Annotated in this window: 13 protein-coding genes and 1 tRNA gene; 7 read left to right on the plus strand and 7 right to left on the minus strand. The window is 59.1% G+C overall.

Translation table 11 applies throughout. The features are described from left to right. From Q7J58_RS15220 to Q7J58_RS15250, 7 genes are all read left to right on the plus strand, one after another. On the plus strand, window positions 1-2,739 hold the full coding sequence (locus Q7J58_RS15220; RefSeq protein ID WP_304829812.1) for a serine/threonine-protein kinase: 2,739 nt from the start codon (window positions 1-3) through the stop codon (window positions 2,737-2,739). After that, entirely contained in the window at window positions 2,736-3,527 is a 792-nt protein-coding gene (locus tag Q7J58_RS15225) for a Stp1/IreP family PP2C-type Ser/Thr phosphatase (RefSeq protein WP_304829815.1), read from the plus strand. Before Q7J58_RS15220 ends, Q7J58_RS15225 begins: the two co-directional genes overlap by 4 nt. Window positions 3,528-3,564: 37 nt before the next feature. Continuing rightward, entirely contained in the window at window positions 3,565-4,188 is a 624-nt protein-coding gene (locus tag Q7J58_RS15230; RefSeq protein ID WP_304829817.1) for an FHA domain-containing protein, read from the plus strand. Next, a complete protein-coding gene (locus Q7J58_RS15235) occupies window positions 4,185-6,476 on the plus strand; it encodes an adenylate/guanylate cyclase domain-containing protein (RefSeq protein ID WP_336623501.1) in 2,292 nt (763 codons plus the stop codon). Before Q7J58_RS15230 ends, Q7J58_RS15235 begins: the two co-directional genes overlap by 4 nt. A gap of 359 nt (window positions 6,477-6,835) precedes the next feature. Further along, window positions 6,836-9,223, plus strand: coding sequence for an ATPase, T2SS/T4P/T4SS family (locus Q7J58_RS15240; protein WP_304829820.1), 2,388 nt, complete (start codon window positions 6,836-6,838; stop codon window positions 9,221-9,223). Window positions 9,224-9,480: 257 nt separating this feature from the next. Further along, a complete protein-coding gene (locus Q7J58_RS15245) occupies window positions 9,481-10,863 on the plus strand; it encodes a FecR domain-containing protein (protein ID WP_304829823.1) in 1,383 nt (460 codons plus the stop codon). Further along, a complete protein-coding gene (locus Q7J58_RS15250; protein WP_304829826.1) occupies window positions 10,860-12,521 on the plus strand; it encodes a ShlB/FhaC/HecB family hemolysin secretion/activation protein in 1,662 nt (553 codons plus the stop codon). Before Q7J58_RS15245 ends, Q7J58_RS15250 begins: the two co-directional genes overlap by 4 nt. A 94-nt stretch (window positions 12,522-12,615) precedes the next feature. On the opposite strand, the gene Q7J58_RS15255 is transcribed toward Q7J58_RS15250, so the two are convergent. The 7 genes from Q7J58_RS15255 to ureE all read right to left on the minus strand — a co-directional run bounded on the left by Q7J58_RS15255 (window position 12,616) and on the right by ureE (window position 19,458). Then, the gene (locus Q7J58_RS15255; protein WP_304829829.1) at window positions 12,616-16,107 is read right to left on the minus strand and encodes a filamentous hemagglutinin N-terminal domain-containing protein; all 3,492 of its coding nucleotides are present in this window, start codon (window positions 16,105-16,107) and stop codon (window positions 12,616-12,618) included. Window positions 16,108-16,292: 185 nt separating this feature from the next. Then, window positions 16,293-16,637, minus strand: coding sequence for a single-stranded DNA-binding protein (locus Q7J58_RS15260; protein WP_304829832.1), 345 nt, complete (start codon window positions 16,635-16,637; stop codon window positions 16,293-16,295). Between the two features lie 55 nt (window positions 16,638-16,692). Next, window positions 16,693-17,169: a hypothetical protein gene (locus tag Q7J58_RS15265; RefSeq protein ID WP_304829834.1), complete on the minus strand. Its 477-nt coding sequence runs from the start codon at window positions 17,167-17,169 to the stop codon at window positions 16,693-16,695. A gap of 97 nt (window positions 17,170-17,266) precedes the next feature. Continuing rightward, window positions 17,267-17,354: transfer RNA gene (locus Q7J58_RS15270), tRNA-Ser, on the minus strand. A 48-nt stretch (window positions 17,355-17,402) separates the two neighbouring features. Next, complete coding sequence (ureG, locus tag Q7J58_RS15275; RefSeq protein WP_304829836.1) at window positions 17,403-18,083, minus strand: urease accessory protein UreG; 681 nt, start codon at window positions 18,081-18,083, stop codon at window positions 17,403-17,405. Window positions 18,084-18,158: 75 nt separating this feature from the next. Next, window positions 18,159-18,881: an urease accessory UreF family protein gene (locus Q7J58_RS15280; protein WP_304829866.1), complete on the minus strand. Its 723-nt coding sequence runs from the start codon at window positions 18,879-18,881 to the stop codon at window positions 18,159-18,161. Then, entirely contained in the window at window positions 18,868-19,458 is a 591-nt protein-coding gene (gene ureE, locus Q7J58_RS15285) for an urease accessory protein UreE (RefSeq protein ID WP_304829839.1), read from the minus strand. Before ureE ends, Q7J58_RS15280 begins: the two co-directional genes overlap by 14 nt. Window positions 19,459-19,478: the final 20 nt, after the last annotated feature.

Below are 19,478 nucleotides of genomic sequence, written 5' to 3' on the forward strand. Positions count from 1 at the left end.
ATGCAACGTTCACCCTCTGGTGGGTTTTTTAAGAAGCTGAAATCCGACGGTACCCTTGTCGTGGCGCTGGTGTTGGTCGTCGTGGCGCTGGAGGCGTTCACGGGCTTGCTGAGGTCGGTTGACAACCGGTTTTTTGACAGTGTGAGTTTGCTGACGCACCGCAACCCATCGAGCCAGATTGTGGTGCTTGCCATCGACGATGAGAGCATTGCCAACATCGGTCGCTGGCCTTGGTCGCGTGATGTGCATGCCAAGGTGGTCGAGCAATTGACCCAGGGCAAAGCCAAGACCGTGGTGCACACCTCGTTCTTTTTCGAACCTCAAATCGATCGAGGCTTGCCTCACTTGCAGCAATTGCAAAGTTTGGTGGCTTCAGCGAACCCGTCAGACCCCGTGATTCCCCGTTTGACGCAGGCCTTGGACGCTGCTGTTCGGGATTTGGACACCGACACCACCTTGGCCGGCAGTTTGCAGCAATCCCAGCGCGTTATGCTGCCCATGGTGTTTGATCTGGGAGAGCCTTTAGGGCGAGCTGAGCAACCGCTTCCCGATTTTGTGACCCGGCACGCGCTGCGACCGGAGGGAAACCTGCAACCTTTGTACGGTGTGAAGGCCTATACGCCGCTTCCGGTGCTGGGTTCCCGTGCGGCGGGTGTGGGGCACCTCAATATGCTCCCGGATCCTGCCGATGGTTCCTTGCGTGCCCAGCAACTGCTCATCGAACACGATGGATTCTGGATTGGCAGTCTGGCCATGCACACGGCTGTGCACAGCCTGAACCTCACCGCAAAAGATCTGCAGATTACCCCATCCGATCAGCTGAAAATGGGCGGTGTGGTGGTGCCCTTGGACGGGATGGGACAGTTTTACCCCCAGTTTTATCCTGGTCAAGATGGCCGTGGGGCCTTTGCTGTGGATTCGTTCTTTGACGTCTATTCGGGAAAAATTCCTGCCAGTAAATACGAGGGCAAGATCGTCATTGTTGGGGCGACGGCAACAGGTGTAGGGGACCGATTTGTGACCCCCATTTCTGCCGTCACCAGTCCCCCCGTCGTTCTGGCTCACACCACGTCCAGCCTATTGAATGGGCACTTTTTCTCTGCGCCTGACTGGGGCGCTTGGGTCAGTGTGGGTGCGGTAGTGGCTGTGTCTTTGTTGGTTGCGCTGGTGCTGCCCGCCCTGTCAGCCGGCGTGGCTGCTGCCGTGACTGGGGCCAGTTTTGTGGCCTTGCTGGTCAGCGAAGCATGGCTTATCGCGTCGAGCCACATGTGGGTGCCGTTGACCCAATCGGCGGTTGTGTTGGTTGTGGCGTATCTGGGGCTAACGACCAAAAGATTTCTGTTTGCAGAAGCAGGAAAAATCAAATCGGACGAGGAGTCGGCAGAGACCAATCGGATGATGGGTTTGGCACACCAAGGTCAAGGGCAACTGGATTTGGCATTTGACCGGTTTCGCCGCGTCCCCATGACCAGCGCGCTCATGGACAATCTGTCCAATCTGGCCCTGGATTTTGAACGCAAGCGCCAGTTCAACAAAGCACAGGCTGTTTACGAGCACATGGCGGCTCACAACCCGGCTCACCGGGATCTGAGCGCCAGACTGAAACGCGTCAAGGCCTTGTCCGAAACCGTCATGCTGGGTGGGTCGGGGAGTCACCCAGGCGGCACGCTCCTGCTGGATGGGGACCATATCGAGAAGCCGATGCTTGGCCGCTACCAAGTAGAAAAGGAGCTGGGCAAGGGTGCCATGGGTGTGGTTTACATGGGGCGAGATCCCAAAATTGGCCGGGTGGTCGCTATCAAGACCATGGCACTGTCTCAGGAGTTCGAAGGTGCTGAGCTTGACGATGCCCGCCAACGCTTCTTTCGCGAAGCGGAAACGGCTGGTCGCTTGCAGCATCAAAATATTGTGACCATTTTTGATGCCGGTGAGGACCACGAATTGGCCTACATCGCCATGGAATACCTCAAAGGCAAAGACTTGGTGGACTACACCAAACCCGGGCAACTCCTGCCGGTTGAAACGGTCGTGGGTATTTTGGTCCGGGTTGCCGAGGCGCTGGACTATGCGCATGGATTGAATGTCGTGCACAGAGACATCAAGCCCGCAAACATCATGTTTGATCCTGCGACCGGGGCTGTGAAGGTCACGGACTTTGGTATAGCACGCGTCACCGATGCGAGCCGGACACGCACAGGGATGGTTTTGGGAACCCCCAGTTTCATGTCACCAGAGCAGATCGCGGGCAAGAAGGTAGACGGCCGTTCCGACCTGTATTCTTTGGGGGTGATGGCCTACCAGTTGTTGAGTGGGAGCCTGCCGTTCCATGCCGATTCCATGACCGAATTGATGTTCAAGATTGCCAACGAACCGGCCCCCGATATTCGTTCGGTCAATCCCGCCATTCCTGCTGCACTGGCTGCCGCCGTGTCCAAAGCCTTGGCGAAAACGCTGGACATTCGTTACGAATCTGGCCGAGCGTTTGCGAGCGACTTGCAGCAATCCCTTGCCGAGATCGGGCATCCACGGCCCGTACCTGCAGGCAAAGAAACTTCTGCTTTTCCCGCCATCGAGAGCCGGACCGAACCTTTGTTCATGGCCACAGAGAAGATGGACTTTGCAGACCCTGACACATCTAGCCCAAAAGGCTACGGCACCACGGTGATCTTGCCCAAGGAAAAGTCTTTTTCAGATACGGTTACCCAACCTTTGGTGGATCAACAGCGTCGGCCATCATGAAGTTCGAGTTTGCAAATGCAAGCGACACGGGACTGGTGCGCAGCAACAATGAGGACTCTGTGGGTTGGGATGGGGAGCAGGGTGTGGCGGTTTTGGCGGATGGCATGGGTGGCTATAACGCAGGAGAAATTGCCAGTGCGATGGCGGTCACGCTCGTTCGTGATGAACTGGTTCAGGCGGTGCGCGCAATGACCGCCCGCCCGCTCTTCGCGGACACACGGCAGGCGTTGGAGGCGTGTATCAACCATGCCAATACCGCTATCTTCAATGCGGCTCAAGCCCACTCGCAGTTTTCCGGCATGGGTACCACCCTTGTTGCAGGCATCTTCCAGTCCCATCGGGTCACACTGGGTCACGTAGGCGATTCCCGTTGCTATGTATGGCGCTGTGGTGTTCTGACGCAGCTGACCAAAGACCATTCGCTGTTGCAAGAGCAAATGGACGCAGGCTATATTTCATCGGCTGAGGCCAAACTGTCTATGCAAAAAAACCTGGTGACACGGGCACTGGGGGTGGAAGCACGGGTTCGCGTAGATATTCAAGAGCATCGTCCTCTGGTTGGTGATATCTACCTCATGTGTTCGGATGGTTTGACGGACATGGTGGACGACCAAACCATTGCCCAAACGCTGAATGGGGTGCAGCCGCTGTCTGAGAAAGCCAAAGCGCTCATTCGACAAGCGAATGCAGCAGGTGGTCGAGACAACATTTCTGTTTTGCTGGCTTTTGTAAAAGAAAAAACTGGCGCCGCCCGTATGCTCCCCTGGCTGTTTCGCAAGGTAACATGACTGCCAGCCACAAGACCCCTATTGACAGGAATTGGATATGCCGAAATTGATCGTTTCATTGGATGGCGTTGTCATCAAAGAAGTGCAACTTACCAAAGACCGCACCACGTTGGGACGCAGACCGTACAACGATATCGTGATCGACAATCTGGCGCTCAGCGGTGAGCATGCCGTGTTGAAAATGAGTGGTTCAGAGGTTTATCTGGAAGACTTGGCCAGCACCAACGGTACCTATGTCAATGGAAAAGCGATCAAGCAGCAGTTGCTGGCTCACAACGACACCATCGAGGTTGGCAAGCACAAAATCCAGTTTCTGAGCGAGCCTGCTGGCGCCGTGTTCGATAAAACCATGGTCATTCGTTCACCGGTGGTGAAACCCTTGGTTCAACCAGAGCCCGTTGGTCAAGCGGCGATCAAAATTCTGTCTGGTGCGGCAGCCGGGCGGGAGGTGCCATTCGTGAAGGTCGTGACAACCATGGGCAAGCCTGGCGTGGCTGTTGTATCGATCACCCGGCGACCACATGGCTATGCCGTTGCCGTGGTGGAGGCTGTCAATCGACCCAAGCTGAACGACCAATCGCTTGGGACTGCCCCAGAAATGCTCAAACACGGCGATATTCTTGATTTGGCGGGCACAAAAATGCAGTTTGTTCTGATTTGATTTTTGACAACCGCTTGCCCACATTGCAACGCAGGTTGATGGTGTCCAACCGCCCATGGGTCAAGCTCGGCATCGCGCTGATACCGGTGTTGCTCGCGGTCATGCACGTGACCAGCGTGTGGCGAATAGGGCCGCTGGAATGGGTCGACAACCTGATCTATGACATTCGTTTGCGGGCCACCATGCCTGAAACCCTGGATGATCGAATCGCCATTGTGGATGTGGACGAGAAAAGTTTGGCCGAGGTGGGGCGATGGCCTTGGCCTCGCGACAAGCTGGCGGCCATCACCCAGCATTTGTTTGATGAGCAGCGCATTGCTGTTCTGGGATTCGATGTGGTTTTTGGTGAACCCGATCTGAGTTCTGGCTTGTCGCGTTTGGAGCAGCTTGCCCATCGGGAATTGGCACATATTCCTGAATTCACCAGCCAAGTCCAGGCACTTGCTGCCACATTGGACCATGATCGCCTGTTCGCGCAAGCCATCGCCAACCGCCCCGTGGTCCTGGGCAACTATTTCACCAGTGACCGCGAAGGGCGAACCAGTGGCCAATTGCCTGCCCCGGTGATGACCAAGGAAAGTTTTGGCCGTGTGCACAGCGGATCGATTGAATGGACAGGCTATGGGGCGAACTTACCCATATTGATGCAGGCTGCAGCAGGCGGTGGGTATTTCAATGCCATCACAGACAGCGATGGTGTGGTCCGATCCATACCACTGGTCTCCGAATTTGAGGGCGCATATTACGAGTCATTTTCTTTGGCTGTGTTTCGTGCTTTGTTGGGTCAAAGCACCATTGAGCCAGGGTTTCCCTCTGCCCGGTTTTTGCCACGTGGGTACGATGGGTTGGAAAGTATCGTTATTCGGGAAAATGGACGCGCGTTGGCTTTGCCCGTCGATCATCGCGCCGGTAGCTTGGTTCCCTACCGTGGTCGAGGCGGTCCCCAGGGAGGTTCGTTCACGTATGTGTCTGCCACCGATGTGCTTCATGGACGTCTATCTCCCGGCTTGTTGAAGGGCAAGGTGGTTTTGTTCGGTACAACGGCACCAGGACTGCTGGATTTGCGAACAACGCCAGTTGGGCCAGCTTATCCCGGCGTCGAGGCGCATGCCAATTTGATTGCTGGGTTTTTAGATGGAAATACCTTGGTTATTCCAGACTATGCCTTGGGATACGAGTTGGTCGTTATTGTGGTGTGTGGACTTTTGTTGACGCTGTTGTTGCCACGGTTGTCAGCACCCAAAGCAGTAGCTTTGAGTTTGATCATCGTGACGGTTGTCATTGCATTGAATCTGTGGCTCTATATCCAGCATGGACTTGTATTGCCATTGGCTACAGCCCTCTTCATGGTGGTGGCGTCTTTTGTTTTCAACATGAGTTATGGTTATTTTTCTGAAAGCCGTTCGAAGCGTGAGCTAGCGCAACTGTTTGGAACATACGTGCCTCCCGAACTGGTTCAGGAGATGGTAAAGGATCCGGACCGTTACACCATGCAGGCGAGGTCGTGTGAGTTGACAGTCATGTTTTGTGATATGCGAGGATTTACTCATCTGTCCGAAGGACTGACCCCGGAGCAGTTGCAGACATTGCTCAATCGATTGTTCAGTCGATTGACGCGGGTTATCCGAAAGCACCGCGGAACAATTGACAAATACATGGGTGATTGTGTCATGGCTTTTTGGGGAGCACCCATTCAAAGTGCTGACCATGCGACGCAAGCCGTTCAGGCTGCATTGGATATGATTGTCGCCATGTTCGAAATAAACCAGGAATTCATTAAAAATGGATGGCCGCAGATTGGCATTGGAATCGGACTCAACACCGGGCCTATGTTTGTCGGTGATATGGGATCCGATCTTCGTCGAAGCTACACGGTCATTGGGGATGCCGTCAATCTGGGATCCCGTCTTGAAGCGCTGTCCCGTATTTATGGGGTTGATATTGTGGTTGGTGATGCTGTTCGGCGTTTGGCTTTTGGCTTTCACTGGCAAGAGCTGGATCGCGTGGTGGTCAAGGGAAAAGAGGAGGCGGTTGCGATATACACCCCCCGTCAGGTTACAGCGGGTCAAACGGAGGCCGACCTGAGTCATGAATTGGCCGAGTGGGCTGGATTTTTGCGTGCTTATCGCCATCAGAACTGGGATGCCTGTGACACCATGCTGTTTAATCTTAATCGAATGAACCCTGACTTCGCTCTGTATCGATTCTATGCCGATCGCGTGTCTGAACGGCGGCATCTTCCTTTCGATCCGGCATGGGATGGAACAACTCATTTTCAATCAAAATAAGTTGTTTTTTGGGTGTTAAACAAATTGCGATCGTATTTCATCAATTTTTCATCGAAACACCGCTGGTATTGGTTATTCCTTTTTACCCATATCTTGTATCTTGATTTCATGGCTTTGCTTACACCGCATACGTTATTGGTTTTAGGGTGGGGTTATTTGCATTTGGACGCCCGTCTGCCTGCTTGGCAAAAAAATATGTGCCTATTCTCTGGAAAATCAGCGGCCGGCATCGCTTACACCAAGTCGGCTGGGAAAGGGCCGCTCATGCGTGAAGCAGCCGTTGGGTGGCCGCAGCACAACGTCCATGGTTTGTACCCGTCATGCGTTCATCGTTGGGTCAAAAAACAGGAGTTGACTGCATGACTGAGAACAGCAAACCTCCCGTGGGGTCGCCTTCGGTGGCACAAAATTTGGGCAGGTTTGAGGCGCTGTTCTACAAGCGCTTGCAGCAAGTGACAACCCGCATTCACGATACTGAAAATTTAACCAATTTGATGCTGGATGTCAGCCAGGATATCTGTAGCTTGTTAAATGCGGATCGATTCACGCTGTATGCAGTGAATGATGATAAATCTGCCATTGTGTCTCGTGTCAAGACGGGTCTTTATACCACCAAAGATATTAAGTTGCCGATTGGGCCGCAAAGTATAGCTGGCTTTGTTGCTCAATCCCGGCGAACGCTCAATATTGCCGATGTCTATGATGATGCTGAATTGCAGCGTATCCATCCATCCTTGAGTTTCCTGAAAGAGGTTGATCGTCGTTCAGGCTATCGAACACGCCAAATGCTGGTGGCCCCTATTGCCCGTGGTGAGGAATTGCTGGGTGTTCTTCAGGTGATCAATTCCAAGAATGACCAGCCGTTCAGTGCGTTGGAGTTGGACGGGGTGCAGCAACTTTGTGCAACCTTGGCAACGGCCATCCGACACCGCGTTGCAACTCCGGTGGCCAAGGTGCGAGGGTTGGGTTCTCGGTATGACCACCTGATCACCCTGGGTGCTCTGGACGCGCAGACGCTTGAAGAGAGTCTGTTGCAGGCCAGGGCTCAATCCGAATCGGTCGAAAAGATTTTGGTTGAGGTGCACCACGTGCCGCTGCATTTGATTGGTGCTGCTCTTGCGCAATTTTTTGATGTGCCCTACGTACCTTTTGACAAGCAGAGAATTCGCAATGAAGGGCTGCACGGTGTACTGAAGCGGGACTTTGTGCTGGCGCGACGTTGGTTGCCCATTGAAGACACGTCAGATGGGCTGTTGATCATGTCACTGGACCCGGAGGCCATACGCTCTGCCCGGTGGGTGCCACAGGTATTTCCACAGTTTTCCCGTTTTGTTTACGCCGTCACCACCGAGACTGAATTTTCCAATACCGTCAATCAGTTTTATGGCGATGGTGGTGGTGTCAGCAGTATTGACGATTTACTGGCGGATCTGCAAAGCCCACTGGAGGAGGAAGAGGGGGCTTTGGATCAGGCCATTGTGTCGGCTGCACAAGACAATGAGTTGGTGAAATTTGTCAACAAAGTGATCGTGGATGCTTACCAGCAGGGAGCTTCAGATATTCATGTTGAGCCCATGCCTGGAAAGTTGAAAACCGGTATACGGTTTCGCATTGATGGCTCTCTCATTCCTTATATTGAGGTGCCGGCAGCCTTTCGTGATGCCATGGTCGCCCGCATTAAAATCATGTGCGATCTGGATATTTCTGAAAAACGAAAGCCACAAGATGGAAAAATAAAGTTCAAAAAATTTGGCCCCTTGGATATTGAGCTTCGAGTGGCTACATTACCCTCTTCCGGCGGTGTGGAAGATGTGGTTATGCGCATTTTGGCGGCAGGTGAGCCGATTCCTTTGGAGCAGCTTGGTCTCACGCCTTACAACCATGAGCAGTTGATTGCGACAGTCAGCAAGCCCTATGGTTTGTTTTATGTCTGTGGTCCCACGGGGTCGGGGAAAACCACCACACTTCACTCTATCCTTAAACACCTGAATACGCCCGATACCAAGATATGGACGGCTGAAGACCCAGTGGAAATTACACAAAAGGGTTTGCGTCAAGTGCAAGTGAACAAAAAGGCGGGTATTGATTTTGCGCTGGTGATGCGGGCATTTTTGCGGGCCGACCCCGATATCATCATGGTCGGTGAAAGCCGTGACAAGGAGACGGTGAGTATGGGTGTCGAAGCCTCTCTCACCGGGCATCTGGTTTTCTCTACCCTCCACACCAACTCTGCGCCTGAATCCATCACCCGGTTGCTGGACATGGGTATGGATCCCTTCAACTTCGCCGATGCTTTGTTGGGCATCCTGGCTCAGCGGCTCGCCAAACGGCTTTGTCGCTGCAAAGAAACCTATACGCCTTCTTCTGCTGAACTCAAGCTTTTTATTCAGGAGTACGCGCTGGATTTGCAGCGCACCCCGGCTTGGCGCTCAAACCCGGGTGACGCAGCCCAGGAGTTGCTCAACGGATGGGTGGAGCGTTACGGTGTTGAAGGCCAACTGCGGTTCCCACGGGCGAAAGGTTGCGACACCTGTCGGGGAACTGGCTATAAAGGCCGATTGGGCTTCCATGAGTTGCTGGTGGCAAACGATCTGACCCGCCAGCTGATACAGGAGCATGCCCGTGTGGCAGAGTTGTTTGCAGCCTGCGTCGACAGTGGCATGCGGACGCTGAAAATGGACGGTATGGAAAAAGTACTGATGGGTCTGACCGACATGAAGCAGGTTCGATCGGTTTGCATCAAGTGACAGGGCGGTTCCTGCTAGACATTTCGAGCCTCCATAGGCGGTGGCGTTGGTACCCGAAGCATGGTTTTGTTGGGAGCTTGCTTCAAGCATATTGGGGCAGCTCTTGTGTGAAATCTTACAAGCACAGCCGTCTTGTGCGCCAACGGGTTCGACATCCGTTGCCGGGCCCTTCACAATAGGATCCTCGTGGGTTGGAGCGCTGGTCGGGTTTTGAAACAGGTACCTGACGGAGCAGGTTGCACAGAGGAAGGTTTTGCATGAAATCACAGATTGGGTGGCGTAGCCTGGTTTCGTTGTGGGCCGTGCTGGCGTGCATGGGCTTGGCGCAGGCACAACCTGGTGTCCCCGTTTCGGCCACCGATCCAACGCTGCCTGTGGTGGGTGAGGTGGTGTTTGCCAGAGGGGTCGGTTTTGCCCAAATGCCTGGTCAGACGCCCCGCACCCTGGGTGTCGGTCTGAATTTGCAGCAAGGTGACCGGCTTACCACCGCCGTGGGAGCCTCCGCCATTGTCAAACTCACCGACGGTACGCGTATGACGCTGCGCCCCCAGAGCGATATGGTGTTGCAGCAAGTCCGCTACACCCCCGATGCACCCGACAACAACCTGTTGCTCGAACTGTTGCGGGGAGGCTTCCGTGCCATCACGGGGTTGATTGCCAAAGGGAACGACCGTGCGGCGATGGTCAAGACGCCCACGGCAACCATTGGCATACGGGGTACCGACTTTGACGCCCGCCTGTGCGGCACCGATTGCTTCGAAGAAACCCGGACCGCAAAGGAGGTACCTCGCGCAGCCAGCTTGCGGGCCAGCGCCAAGGTCGTGGTGGCTGATGGCGAGCTGACGGCAACCTCAGATTCCGGCGACAAACGAAAACTGGTTCATGGCGGCAGCATTTACCCCGGTGATGTGCTGGAGACCGGGCCACGCACCAAGGTGGTGCTGGCCTTTCGCGACGAAACCAAGATCACCCTGGGTTCAGCGACCACCTTCAAGGTGGATGACTTCGTGTTTGACCAGCAAAACCCTTCGGATGGGCGTTTTCTGGTGTCTTTGCTCAAGGGCACCGTGCGTGCATTGACCGGTCTGATTGGCAAAGCCCAGCCACGCAACGTTGCGTTCAAAACGCCGACAGCGACGATTGGTATCCGAGGCACAGGCATTGATTTGTCGTGCGAGAGTGCCGGTTGTCAGTTCTTCACCTGGCTGGGTACCATGACCGTGACACCCGAAGGCCAAACGGCGTTGCAGGTTTTGCTGGCAGGGCAAGGGCTGTTTGTGTCGCCAACGGGCATGAGCCCTATTGATTCGTTGCCGCTGCCCGGGCTGGACCGGCCAGACCAGGTGCCGGTGGATGTGGGGCCCTTGTTCTCGACCACGGCGTTGGATGAAACTGCGCAGGGCTTGTACGTGTTCGTGCGCGACGGCCACATCCAGATCACCACCCCCAGCGGTGGTGTGGTGCATCTGGGCCGGGGCGAGGTGGGGCTGGCTGACAACGAGGGCCGGGTCTTGCGTGCGCTGCAGATGCCCCTGTTCATGGACCTGGACCCCACACCCTTGCCCAACAACACAAATCCGCTGCTGACCACCGTTCTGGAAGAGGCCGGTGTGCGCACCCAAAACCAATGCCGCCGATGAACACCGTACTGCGCACGACATTCCCTTTGCACACCATGTACCCGTCGTTGTGGGTGGTGGGCTTGTTTTCTTTGGCAGGGGGGGCGGCGCTGGCACAGCCGGTGTTGCCTGCGGTGGCACAGACCACACAAACGCCCGTTGCGGCCATGACGGAACCTTTGCGACTGCGTGGCTTCACGGTGGTGGGTGACAACCCGCTGGACGATGCGACCACCACGCAGGTCGTGGCGCCTTTTTTGCGCGCCGAGGTCAGCATGGACACGTTGCAAAAGGCCACGGCCGCATTCGAGGCCGCGCTGGCCGCGAATGGCTTTACCTTGCATCGGGTCGTGTTACCCGCACAGGAGGTGTCCGACAACTTGACCCTGAACGTGGTGCGCTTTGTCATCGGGCGCGTGGTGGTTGAAGGGGCTGGCAACTTTGGCGAGCAGAACATTCGCCGCAGCCTGCCCGAATTGCAGGAGGGCGTTACGCCCAGCATCCAAAAAATGGCGCTGCAGACCGCGCTGGCCAATGAAAACCCTGCCAAGCGTATGCAGGTGGCCTTGAGGGGTTCTGATGACAATCCCGATCTCATCGATGCCACTGTGCGGGTACAGGCGTCCGAGCCTGTGACAGGGTCGGCCAGTCTGTCCAACACGGGCAACGCGGCGTCGGGGCGTGACCGATTCAGCCTGACGCTGGGCCATGCCAACCTCTGGGGGCGTGACCACCAGTTCTATGTTGCGCTTACCACCTCGTTGGCGAGGTTGGGCGATGTGCGGCAGCTTGGACTGTCTTACCGTCTGCCTTGGTATGCCCAGGGCGGCATGTTGGATGTGAGTCTGACCGATTCAACCGTGTTGGGGCAGTTTGGTACGTTCACCAGCACGGGTGCCGGCAATACGTTGTCGGTGCTCTATACCCAGCATTTGGGGGGCGAGGGCGGTCTGACCCGTTACGCCACCGTTGGCTTGGAAGACAAGGTGTTCGATGCGACCTCGGTGGCCCCGTTGGGCGGCGGGGCCGTGACGGTACTTTCAGAGCGCCGCCGCAGCCGTCCGCTGAGTGTGGGGCTGAAGGCCAGACACCAATCCGATACCGCTTACTGGGATGCTCATCTGACGCTGGCGACCAACGTGTCCGCTGGCAGTGGCAATACATTGACCGCTTACCAGAGTGAGAACCCATTGGTAACCCGTACCCGCTGGACCGCTCTCCGGTGGGGGGGCAGTCGGGTCAGCCAGATACCTGGAGGGTGGTTGATGGGGGTCCGCTTGCAAGGGCAGTGGGCGTCGACCGTGCTGATTGCGGGTGAGCAGTTTGGCCTGGGCGGTGTGGGGAGCTTGCGCGGCGCGGGGGACCGGGTGCTGGCGGCTGACTCGGGCATCGGTACCGGCCTGGAGTTCACCACCCCGATGCTGGCCGATGGGTTGCGGGGCGTGGCCTTTGCCGACGCGGGATGGCTGCGGCGCAATCGGGTCACCAGTCCGGCCCAGTCGCGCACCGATGCCGCCGTGTCGGTGGGGGTGGGCATGCGTTACGGGCGCGGGCCGCTGGCGGTGTCTTTGGATTACGCGCGCGTGGTCAACGGCAGCCGCACGCCGTTGTCGCTGAACGCATCGGCCCCTCAAAAAGGGGAAGACAAGCTGCACCTGACGCTGAGTGCGCAGTTTTAACCAGACCTTCTGGCGACCAGATGCCTGGTTTTTCGGGCGCACCGAACAAGTCGTTGCGGTTGACGTCGCCCCGAGAAACTTCTTCGGCGTTCCTTTAGGGGCACTCCTCGGTCCCGTCGCCCACCAATCCATTCTCGTCGGCTTGTTTGCGCCGTTCCTCAGGCGTTTGCGTGGCTGAGCTACCGCCAACTGCGGCTTCTTCTTCCATCACTTTTTCAACCATGGCCACAAATGTGCGCAGCACGGTGTCCGTGGCTTCTTGTGCCTCTGGCGGAGGCGGAGGCGGAGGTGGAGGTGGAGGTGGCGGTGGCGGTGGCGGTGGCGGTGGAGGTGGAGGTGGAGGTGGAGGTGGAGGTGGCGGTGGAGGTGGCGGTGGCGGTGTTGTCACAATATCCGCCTTGACCCATGAAATTTCCGGAATTTGCTGGACGATGACGTAGGTTCCATCGGGAATGGTGGTTTTCACATTGAACGCCACCGTGATCGGTTCCGTGATGCTGACACTGGCGGTGGCCGGAAACGTCAGTTGGTCATGCTTCGTGCCATCAAAATCAATGGCCAACGTGGTACCCGTCTCCATCGTCATTTGGCCCACGTCAACCGTGGCGTTGACGATCCGGTCATGCCCACCGGGTACCCAAACGGCCGTGCTGCTGCTGGTCAGGGTTCCACCGGGGAACGACAGCTTGTCGAACTGGGTTTCACCGCTCAGCAAAACGCTGTTCCAACCTGAAAAAGACAGTTGTCCGTGTGTCTGAACCTTGGACAGCTCCACATCATGGGTGGCTGCGGCCAACGTCACATCGTGGGTGGCTGCGGCCAACGTCACACGGGTGCCGCCGGGACCCGTCAGCGTGATGTCGCTGCCCTCCAGCGGCGCGTTGCTGTCTTGTGCCAGCGTGGCACCAGCGCCTGTCAGGCTGATGTGGATAGGCGCTGGTGCATTGGGTATTCCGGACACCACGCCCGCAACACCATCGACGGTGCCGATGGTCAGGCTGGGCGCTGCGCTGGTGAAGTTGAAGCCGCTGGTACTCTTGGCCCGTCCGCTGATGACCTGGACCTGGTTGCCTTCCTGGAGATTGACGAAGCCCGCGTCGGCATTGAGACGCTCGACTTGCAGTGTCGCTCCCGTTTTTTGGGTAATGCCAGCGACCTGGTTTTGGATCAGGCTCAGCGCTTGCACTTGCGTGGCTGGGAGGGCGACGGAAGATTCCACAACCAGACCACCGGTATGGGCGCTGGAGCCCAGCACCAGCACCTTGGCCGTGATGTGACCGAATTCGTCGGTTGTCAGGTTGAGTTGACCGGATTCATCGGTGCCACCGATGGCCATGGCCCGTCCGGTGTCGTGTGGTTTGACCGTGACGCGGGCTTGGTTGCCGGCATCTACCGTGCCGTTGATCTGTACCGCATTGGCTTCCAGCAGGATGTCCGACGTTCCCCCTTGGTTGCTGATCTGCGAGTCGGCATCGATGGTCAAGCCGGTGCCGTTCCCACCGCTGGCGCTCAGGTGTGTCAGACCGTTGCCCAGGTTGTGCACGCGGCTGGCGCTCAGCAGCAACTCGCCACCCTGGGCTTGCAACATGACGGCGTCGGTTGCCTTGATGTCGGCAGACTCCAGATGCAGGCCGGAGCCACCCATCTCGGTGCGTCCATTTACCGTGATGGTGTTCCCTTTGATGACCAAGGGTGCGGACGATGCTGCTTCGCTGTTGGATATCTTGACGCCAGCATCGGTGTAGCTGGTGCCAGAAATGGTCAATGTGCCGGTGGCGGCGTCGATGCGCGAGTCGTTGTGGATATAAACCCCGGACCCCTCATAGAAACCCGTGCTGCCCCCTTGAAGGGTGATGTCACCGCCGTTGCTTTCCACAACGGCGTGGTTGAGTTCCAGCTGTCCTCCGGCTCGGACCGAAATGTCGCCGCCCGATGTCGCCAAATGGCCGGTTTGTATGTTCTGGTTGGCACCGGTTTGCAGGGTGATGGTTCCCGTGCCGCCGGTTTCCAGTGCAATGGGCGTGGGCACGGCGTTGGGCACCACCAACGAGATGCCGCCAGGCGATGTGCCTGTGGTTTCCAGGGTGATGCTCACGCCAGGCAGGCGAATGGTGCCTTCGGTGAAGCTGCCAGCCACCGCAATGCGCTCTTCGGCTTGGATGTGGATGTTGCTGGTCGCCGTCTCCAGATCGGATTCATACAGTGTGTCGGCCTCTGGAGCGGGCGGGGCGGCGCCGCCCTGCAGGGTGATGGAGATGGGGTCCAGCAACCACTGCCCAGTCTGACCCCTGGGTGCGCGTGTATCCACCTGCCCACCCAGGGTCAAGCTGTGTTGGCCTGAAGTTTCTACCCGCCCGCCGTCACCGCCCTGTTCGCCACCGCGTGCGCTGATCTGACCCTGGAAGGTGGTGGCGCCGTCGGCCCATGCCACCACCGTACCGCCGTGGCCCTCTCCGGTGGCGCTGGCGTCGATGGTGGCCCCGCGTTCCACCACAGTGCTTTGGGCGCTGGGTAGCCGGGCATCGCGCCCCTGCCAACCACCGCCGATGAGCACCTCGCCGCCGCCCGCATGGCCGCTGGCATCGATGCGGGCCTGGCCGGTGAGGTGCACAGATTGTGCGGTGGCGTGAAACTGTCCACCCAGGCCATCCAGCCCTTGGGTGCGGGCGGTGCCATCGATGGTGGCCTGGTCTTTGGCTCGGATGACGATCTTGCCCCCGCCGGCCTGCACGGCTTCGACGTTCATTTGCCCGCTGTGGCGCAACTGGCTGGCGAACATACCCACCGCGCTGCCTCGCAGCTCACCCAGATTGACGGCTTGATCGGTGGGGGCCTGAATTTCAAAGCGCAGGCCGTCCAACCCCGGTGCCATGACCTCCACTTTCTGACCCGCCGCCAGCAGCACTGCGCCGTTGGGGGCCTGTACCAGTGCGCCGGGGGCGACTTGCACGTCGGGAGCCAGCATCAGCACATCGCTGCCACGCGCCAGCACCTGGCCATGCACCTGGACCTGCGTGCCGCCCTCAAAGCGCAGGCGGGCGGACAGTGCGTCGGCATCGCTCATGTGCATGGCGGCCGCGGTGAAGCGGGCGGTATCGACCACCGCACCCGCACCCACAGCAATGCCTGCCGGATTGACCAGCACGAGGTGTCCGTTGGAGCCCAGGGTGCCGAAGATTTGCGAGGGGTTGGTGCCCACCACCCGGTTGATGCTGGTGCTGCTGGCACTCGGCTGGTTGAACCAGGCGGTGCTGCCTGCGGGCACGCTGAAACTCTGCCAGTTGATGGTGGAATGCTGGCTACCGGGGGCGTTCTGCGTGGTGACCAGCAGGTTGTTGCCCTGCTGTTGCAGGGTGGCTTGCCCAGCCACCACCTGGGCGCCGCTGGGCTGCGCGTGCGCGGTGTGCGCCAGCACGGCGAACGCGGTTGCCAGAATCCAGGCCAGTGTGGTGGGCTGAAAGCCCTGCGCCGCTGGTGTGGCTGCTGCAAGCACCGGTCTTGGCGCAGGGGGCATGGTTCGATTCAGACCGGGTGCGTCGGCGCGTGCTGACGGTGCCGAGCGGTTGCTGGTGTGTTGGCGGTGCATGGACGTTCCCCCTCAATCGCGGCGATGTGCTTCAACACGCAACTGTACTGTCTGCGGTGCCCTGCGCCTATCCACGATCACCCCATCCTCCCCAAAGGGGTGGTAAAAATCACGTCCTCCAGTGCTTTGACGGCCACAAAGCGCTTCATGGCCGTCATTGGCGCCTGATGCGTTCGTTCAGCAACTCAATACGAATCGGTACCGCGTTCGCCCATGGTCGTTTGCTTGCGACCCTGGTGGTAGGCCGTCAGCACCTGCGCGGCCACCATGTCCAGACTGGGGCGGACCATGCCTTGCTTGTCCGTCCAGACCTTGGGCGTGAGCGAGCCCGAGAGGCTGAGTGCTTCGCCATCGCCCAGCGCCAGCAGGGCGGCACACACGGCCTCGTCAAACGCAATCACGTTGACGATGAATTCTTCGTCGGCCTTGTTGCGGGCCAGTACCCGGGCCACGGTGTACCCGCGCCCCATCTTGTCGGTGCGCCGGGAGGCATCGCCCATCAGGCGGCCTGCAATCAAACCATCAATCATGTCGGTGCTTTCGGAGGGAGCGGGCTGTTGGGCTTGGGGTACTGTGGTTTTATGTTCAACGCGGCCGCTCGTAACCAGAGCTGACCCACGCTTGCGCGCTGTCCACGGTGAGCTTGAAGCTGGGCGGCACCGGTACGCGGCCCAGTGCTTCGTCGAATTCGTCCAGCGCCGTCAGGCTGGCCGTGGCACCTTCTTCGTCGGGCACGATGGCCAGCAGCACCCGCACGCGGCTGCCGTTCACCGTCACGGTCACATTTTTGTTCAGCTCGGCGTGGCGTTGCTGCTCGGACCGGCGGATCACTTCTTTGGCCGTTTTCACCAGTGTGTTGAACGCAGCGGTGTCCAGCGGCTTGGGGTTCTTCTTGTCACGACCCATGGTCCAGGGACCTACCAGGGCTGGCTCGGCTTCACCCGCCAGGTACATTGCCACCGCCCAGCCATCGTCGTTGTCGTTGTTGATGACGCGCGCGGTCCAGGTTCCATCGCTCCATAGGCGGTCTTGGTGAATGGGCTCGTCAATGTCTGGGGTCATGGTGGGGCAGGCTCAGAGTTCAGGGGCTGCAGCATGCGGGTTTGGGCGCCTTGCTGGGGCCATAAAAAAGCGCCCCAAAAGGCGCTTTTATTGTGTCTGGCGGAGACTGTGAGATTCGAACTCACGGACCCTTGCGGGTCGGCAGTTTTCAAGACTGCTGGTTTAAACCGCTCACCCAAGTCTCCGGATGCGGCTGCAAAGAGCAGTATTTTAGCCTGAGTGCGGTGGGCATCTCAAAGCGCGGCGGCTGTGGCGGGGGCTGCGGTGTCCAGCATGCCGCGGGTTTCAATGAAGCGCACCACCTCGGCCACCCCGGCCTGTGTTTTCAGATTGGTCATGACCCAGGGGCGGCGTGCGCTGTCGGGGCGCATGCGCGCGGTGTCGGCCTTCATCACCTCCAGATCGGCGCCCACGTGCGGCGCCAGGTCGGTCTTGTTGATGACGAAGAGGTCGCTCTTGGTGATGCCGGGACCGCCCTTGCGCGGGATCTTCTCGCCCGCGGCGACGTCGATCACGTAGATGGTGAGGTCGCTCAGCTCGGGGCTGAAGGTGGCGGCCAGGTTGTCGCCGCCACTTTCCACGAACACGATGTCGGCGTTGGGGTGCTCGCCCAGCATGCGGTCGATGGCTTCGAGGTTGATGGAGCAGTCTTCGCGGATGGCGGTGTGCGGGCAGCCGCCGGTTTCCACGCCCATGATGCGGTCCGCGGGCAACGCGCCGCTCACGGTCAGCAGGCGCTGGTCTTCCTTGGTGTAGATGTCGTTGGTGATGGCGATCAGGTCGTACCGCTCGCGCATCGCCTTGCAGAGCATTTCAAGCAAAGTGGTTTTGCCGGAGCCGACCGGGCCGCCGATGCCCACGCGCAGCGGGGGCAGGTGTTTGGTGCGGTTCGGGATGTGGTGCAGGGCGCTCATGGGATGTACCTTGGTGGGGGCAGCGATTCTTCGACAGGCATCGGGATGCGCGGATTTCAGTCTGGATGGGGAAAGTCAGGACCTGAAGAGTCTGGAGTATTGGGTTTCGTGGCGCGCCGAGTGGATGGCGAGCAGGGGCGTGAAGGCTTGGCGTTCGCTGTCTTTCAGCGCCATGGCGTGGGCCACGGCGGCCGGGATTTCGCGCGCCAGCCGCGCCAGCATGCGCTGGCCGGCGCTCTGGCCCAGAGGCACCGACTTGATGGCGGCCTGCACCATGTTTTCGGCCCAGCCGAAGGCAAAACCGATCAGGCTGTCGCGCACGCTGGCATCGGCGCTGGCCGCTGCGCAGGCCATGGCCACGGGGTAGCTGGCGGGGTCGAGCCGGGCCGACTGCAGGCGCTCAAACACGCCTGCTCCCAGCTCACCCAGGCAACGCGCCCACTCCAACATGGAGCGGCCCATCTGTTCGGTCTGCAGGCGGAATTCGGCGGTTTCGCGGGTCTGCAGCACCCAGGCGTTGAGCGCCTGGATGCGGGCCAGATCGTCCGCGCGCCAGGCGGGAATGGCCTGTGCCACCACCGCCAGGTCGGCGCGCGCCAGGCCCAGGTGCAGTTGGTCGATGAGCCATTGCGCGGCACTGGCTTCGTCGCTCACCAGCCCAGCGTCCACGGCGGCTTCCAGACCTTCGGAGTAGGAGAAGCCGCCCACCGGCAGGGCCGGCGAAGCCAACCACAGGATCTGCAGCAAACCCGGGGCCGAGCGCGGCGATGAGGCGGCGCCGGCCTCAGCCGTGCTCATGTCCTGCCGCGTGATCGTGTCCGTGGGCATGGTGCCCGTGCGTGTGGCTGGCGTGGCCATGGTCGTGTGTCTGAGCACCATGGGCATGGCCGTGCCCGCTGGTGTGTTGCCCGTAGGCGCCGCTCTCGGGCTCGAAGGGCTCGCGGGCGTCCACCACCGTGAGGTGCATGGCGCGCAGCATGTCGGCCAGCACGTGGTCGGGTTCGATCTTGAGGTGGTCGGGTTGCAGCTCGATGGGCACGTGGCGGTTGCCCAGGTGGTAGGCGGCGCGCATGAGGTCGAAGGCGCCGTCGTGGGCGTGGCCGTGGTGGTGGTCGGTGCAGGCGGTGATGCGCAGCACGGCTTGCGGCGCGGCCACCACGCGCAGCAGCGAGCCGTCCTGGGTGATCAGCACATCGCCGCCGCGCACCACGGTGCCGCGCGGCAGGAAAACGCCCACATTGCGGCCGTCGGACGCGGTGGCGTCAAAACGGCTTTTCTGGCGCACATCCCAGTCCAGTTCGATGTGCGCGGCACGGCGCACCAACGCAGGGGCGAGGCCCTGGGCCTGGGGGATGAGCTTGGAAGCTTGAAGCATGAATGACAGAGGTTGAGATG

Origin of the sequence: Hydrogenophaga sp., from assembly GCF_030656115.1 — a bacterium.
GTDB lineage: Bacteria > Pseudomonadota > Gammaproteobacteria > Burkholderiales > Burkholderiaceae_C > Hydrogenophaga.

Bases quoted from the DNA above. Each gene is read 5' to 3' on its own strand.
- Q7J58_RS15220 (WP_304829812.1), top strand. From the start codon at position 1: ATGCAACGTTCACCCTCTGGTGGGTTTTTTAAGAAGCTGAAATCCGAC.
- Q7J58_RS15225 (WP_304829815.1), top strand. From the start codon at position 2,736: ATGAAGTTCGAGTTTGCAAATGCAAGCGACACGGGACTGGTGCGCAGC.
- Q7J58_RS15230 (WP_304829817.1), top strand. From the start codon at position 3,565: ATGCCGAAATTGATCGTTTCATTGGATGGCGTTGTCATCAAAGAAGTG.
- Q7J58_RS15240 (WP_304829820.1), top strand. From the start codon at position 6,836: ATGACTGAGAACAGCAAACCTCCCGTGGGGTCGCCTTCGGTGGCACAA.
- Q7J58_RS15245 (WP_304829823.1), top strand. From the start codon at position 9,481: ATGAAATCACAGATTGGGTGGCGTAGCCTGGTTTCGTTGTGGGCCGTG.
- Q7J58_RS15250 (WP_304829826.1), top strand. From the start codon at position 10,860: ATGAACACCGTACTGCGCACGACATTCCCTTTGCACACCATGTACCCG.
- Q7J58_RS15255 (WP_304829829.1), bottom strand. From the start codon at position 16,107: ATGCACCGCCAACACACCAGCAACCGCTCGGCACCGTCAGCACGCGCC.
- Q7J58_RS15260 (WP_304829832.1), bottom strand. From the start codon at position 16,637: ATGATTGATGGTTTGATTGCAGGCCGCCTGATGGGCGATGCCTCCCGG.
- Q7J58_RS15265 (WP_304829834.1), bottom strand. From the start codon at position 17,169: ATGACCCCAGACATTGACGAGCCCATTCACCAAGACCGCCTATGGAGC.
- ureG (WP_304829836.1), bottom strand. From the start codon at position 18,083: ATGAGCGCCCTGCACCACATCCCGAACCGCACCAAACACCTGCCCCCG.
- Q7J58_RS15280 (WP_304829866.1), bottom strand. From the start codon at position 18,881: ATGAGCACGGCTGAGGCCGGCGCCGCCTCATCGCCGCGCTCGGCCCCG.
- ureE (WP_304829839.1), bottom strand. From the start codon at position 19,458: ATGCTTCAAGCTTCCAAGCTCATCCCCCAGGCCCAGGGCCTCGCCCCT.